We start from the raw sequence: 2,816 nt of genomic DNA on the forward strand, positions 1-2,816 counted from the left end.
CCGAAGATGGTTCGGTTGGAGGTACGCATGACAAGCGCCAAATCATTGAGGAGCCGGATGAGGTCGAAAGTCTCACGTCCGGTTTTGTAGACGAGCGGTTCTCGTGAGGGAATCGCTTAGTTTAACTGAAAATGCAGCTAGAAATATCCTTAGTCGAGGATTAAGTACGGTAGGGCATACCGGAACTTTTGCAGCGCCACTTGCTACAACGGGGGGAACCCCCGCAACGCAGTGGCTTCTTGATGCAAGCAACGCTTGGGGAGATGAAACCTCTACTCAATCTGGGGAAACCCTGATTGAGCAAGTCAAGTCTTAGATCCAAGAATCTCCGTGCATTTATGCCGGAGAGTGTCAATCTTGCTGTTCTTGCTGTCTACGTATTACATCTGGCAGTTGTTCTGGAGAATCTAACTTTACTCCATTTGTTTCAACTCGGTTTGCTAGAGCGTTGATGGCGTTTTGGTCATCTCGGTGTGCTAAAACATAAGTCCGCAACTCCTTTGTGGTCATTGCTTCATAATTCGGGCTGGTCATAGCTCAATTCTCCTTGCTTATTAATGACAATTACTGACTCTTCACCCGCGATGATTACTATTCTCGCGTTTCTAGAATCAAGCGTTACAAGATAGACGGGTAAATACATTTTTGTTAGCCAGTAGCAGGCTATATACACCGTTCTTAGCTGCTGTGGTGTTGGTTCCATATCCTCCTTTATGTGCTTGTTCGGGTGTTGGCTCCATAGGCACTATCCTATTCCCAAACGACCAGCCAAGCCGGGAGTTAGGGGTAGAAGCGTAGTAATCATCAAGAATAGAGCCAAAAGCCCCAAAGCGGCTCTAGCATCATCAGGTTCAGTGACTTCATTCAAACTGGGGCGTTCTTGATCCCGTTGCAAAAAGAAAATCACGATCGCCCAGTACATGGCAAGAGTATTACCGAGAGACACTAACGCCAGTAAAATTAAAGTTGCTACTGTTGCCCGTCCTGCGGTTTTGCGTCCATAAATCGCCTGAACAATGCGCCCACCATCTAGTTGTCCTGCTGGCATTAAGTTCAAAGCGGTGATAACTAACCCCAACCAACCAATTATCACTAAGGGATGAACACTTACCAGGGATGACTGCAAAGCCGAACCAAGGACAACTCGCGCCAAACTTCCCACCAAAATCGACCCTTGGAAAAACTGATTTGGTAATTGAAATAAACTACCTGGGCGGGAAAGCGCCAAGCCCGTCACCAGCATTAACAAAGAAACGATACCACCTGCGGCTGGCCCTGCTAAGGCGATATCAAATAATACCTTGCGGTTGGGCAATAGAGATTCAAAGCGGGTAATTGCACCAAAGGAACCAATTTGCACAGCCGGCAGAAAGAAAGGCCAGCTAAGACGGATTTGGTGACGCCGAGCAAGTAACCAATGACCGATTTCGTGAGCTACTAAAATCGCAAATATCCCAGCGCCTATGGGCAAAGATTCTTGAAACCGCCCTGGATTGCCAAAGAAATCAAAATTCAGCAGTAATCCCGCAGCTTCTAAACTTGTGGCAATGGTCGCTATCAACAGAATACCTGCAAAAGCTTTTTGCGATAACAACATCGGCCGGGGATCATTGCGGCTGGGTAGGACAATTACCACTGGTTTGCCGTCTGTATTTTCCACTAAAAACAGGCGATATTGATCGCCAAGGCGTTGCTGTAAACTTGCAGTTAGACGGTTGTGAGTCTCTTCTGGTTCTCCCCGCAAATTACCTTTGAAAATGGCTCCATCTTGGTAAGCGATGGTTTCTGTAGCAAAAAACGTATCGATACCGAAAATACCTTTAACTGCATTCAAGTCTTCTTCTGGTATCGGTGGGATCTCCGGTTTCAGTTCTGCTACTTTTGGTTGTGGGGAATTTGCTTTAAGTGAGGAAGCAGCAGCGAGTCTTTCTGTGGCGCGTTGCTTGAGGATGGCATCTTGCCCAGCTGCGCGTAACTGTCTGCCCAAGTAGACATACAATCCGGCGGAAGTTACCACTAAGAACAATATACCCGCTATATTGATGTAAATCCCTGCGGCAAACAATCCAAAAAACAGCAGCCAGGGAGTCATCAACACCACCGACTGTAACCAGGCTAAGATTCCCAGTTTACCAAAAGGTCTGGCGCGATAAAAGCCCCAGCCCAAAATGCCTAAAGCTACCAGTAGGATCGTCCCCAGGATAGAAGTTTCTGATAAAGTAAACATCTCCAAACCTTTGCTATTGAGACTAAGCCAGAACAAGTCCGGTATTGCAGATACACTTATTAATGTATAACGCCGCCTGTAGTCTGCCCAAATAATCCCACTTTGCGTAGGCGTAGTGTCGTAGGGGCACAGCATTGCTGTGCCCGTAAAGCGTGGTCTATTTATGTGAAAATAGCTGTAATTTGCTCAAACTGTATTTGAGCGAAGTAGTCTTCTAAGTCCAATAAAGAATTTCAGCATTTGGAAAGCGCCTACTAATCTCACTCTCAAAAAAGCTACGCAACGCCTTCATTGTGTCTTTCTCGTAAACGTACTTCGTCCCACCAAATTTATTACGCTTGACACTGCGTTTTGCCTCATCCATCTCTAATTTTGATTGCGGATAATTCGTCGCTCTAACAAATCAAGATCCAAACTGCCTTCATCACGGTTAATTCGACGGACGGTCGAATTAACATTAGCTAAATTAACGTGAGTTCGACGGATAGGAAAGCGCAGAAAGCTGGCAATGTAAGAATTTGCTCAACTGGCATTTACGGCAGCGATCGCGCAGAGTGGCACAGACGATAGCTACGATTAATTGAGAAGA

The 2,816-nt window shown here is 46.1% G+C and carries 5 protein-coding genes and 1 pseudogene; 1 reads left to right on the top strand and 5 read right to left on the bottom strand.

Annotation, left to right across the window (positions count from 1 at the left end; translation table 11 throughout):
• The first annotated feature begins 103 nt into the window (after positions 1–103).
• Positions 104–316, top strand: a complete 213-nt coding sequence (locus tag LC653_RS45475; RefSeq protein ID WP_372478317.1) for a hypothetical protein — start codon at positions 104–106, stop codon at positions 314–316.
• A 35-nt stretch (positions 317–351) separates the two neighbouring features.
• Here the strand turns inward: LC653_RS45475 and LC653_RS45480 are convergent, their stop codons facing one another.
• The 5 genes and pseudogenes from LC653_RS45480 to LC653_RS45490 form a co-directional block, all read right to left on the bottom strand.
• Positions 352–534: a DUF6887 family protein gene (locus LC653_RS45480; RefSeq protein WP_229501788.1), complete on the bottom strand. Its 183-nt coding sequence runs from the start codon at positions 532–534 to the stop codon at positions 352–354.
• The gene (locus LC653_RS47815) at positions 515–643 is read right to left on the bottom strand and encodes a DUF6888 family protein (RefSeq protein ID WP_372478318.1); all 129 of its coding nucleotides are present in this window, start codon (positions 641–643) and stop codon (positions 515–517) included. Before LC653_RS47815 ends, LC653_RS45480 begins: the two co-directional genes overlap by 20 nt.
• Positions 612–740, bottom strand: coding sequence for a hypothetical protein (locus tag LC653_RS46690; RefSeq protein WP_267921689.1), 129 nt, complete (start codon positions 738–740; stop codon positions 612–614). Before LC653_RS46690 ends, LC653_RS47815 begins: the two co-directional genes overlap by 32 nt.
• Before the next feature lie 5 nt (positions 741–745).
• Positions 746–2,227 (bottom strand): site-2 protease family protein, encoded by a 1,482-nt coding sequence (locus LC653_RS45485; protein ID WP_229501789.1) that lies wholly within the window; start codon positions 2,225–2,227, stop codon positions 746–748.
• 214 nt (positions 2,228–2,441) lie between these two features.
• Positions 2,442–2,627: pseudogene (locus tag LC653_RS45490) on the bottom strand (spore photoproduct lyase family protein); the annotation flags it as partial.
• Positions 2,628–2,816: the final 189 nt, after the last annotated feature.

Origin of the sequence: Nostoc mirabile CHAB5784, assembly GCF_020829645.1 — a bacterium.
In the GTDB taxonomy this organism is placed as follows: Bacteria; Cyanobacteriota; Cyanobacteriia; order Cyanobacteriales; family Nostocaceae; genus Nostoc; species Nostoc mirabile.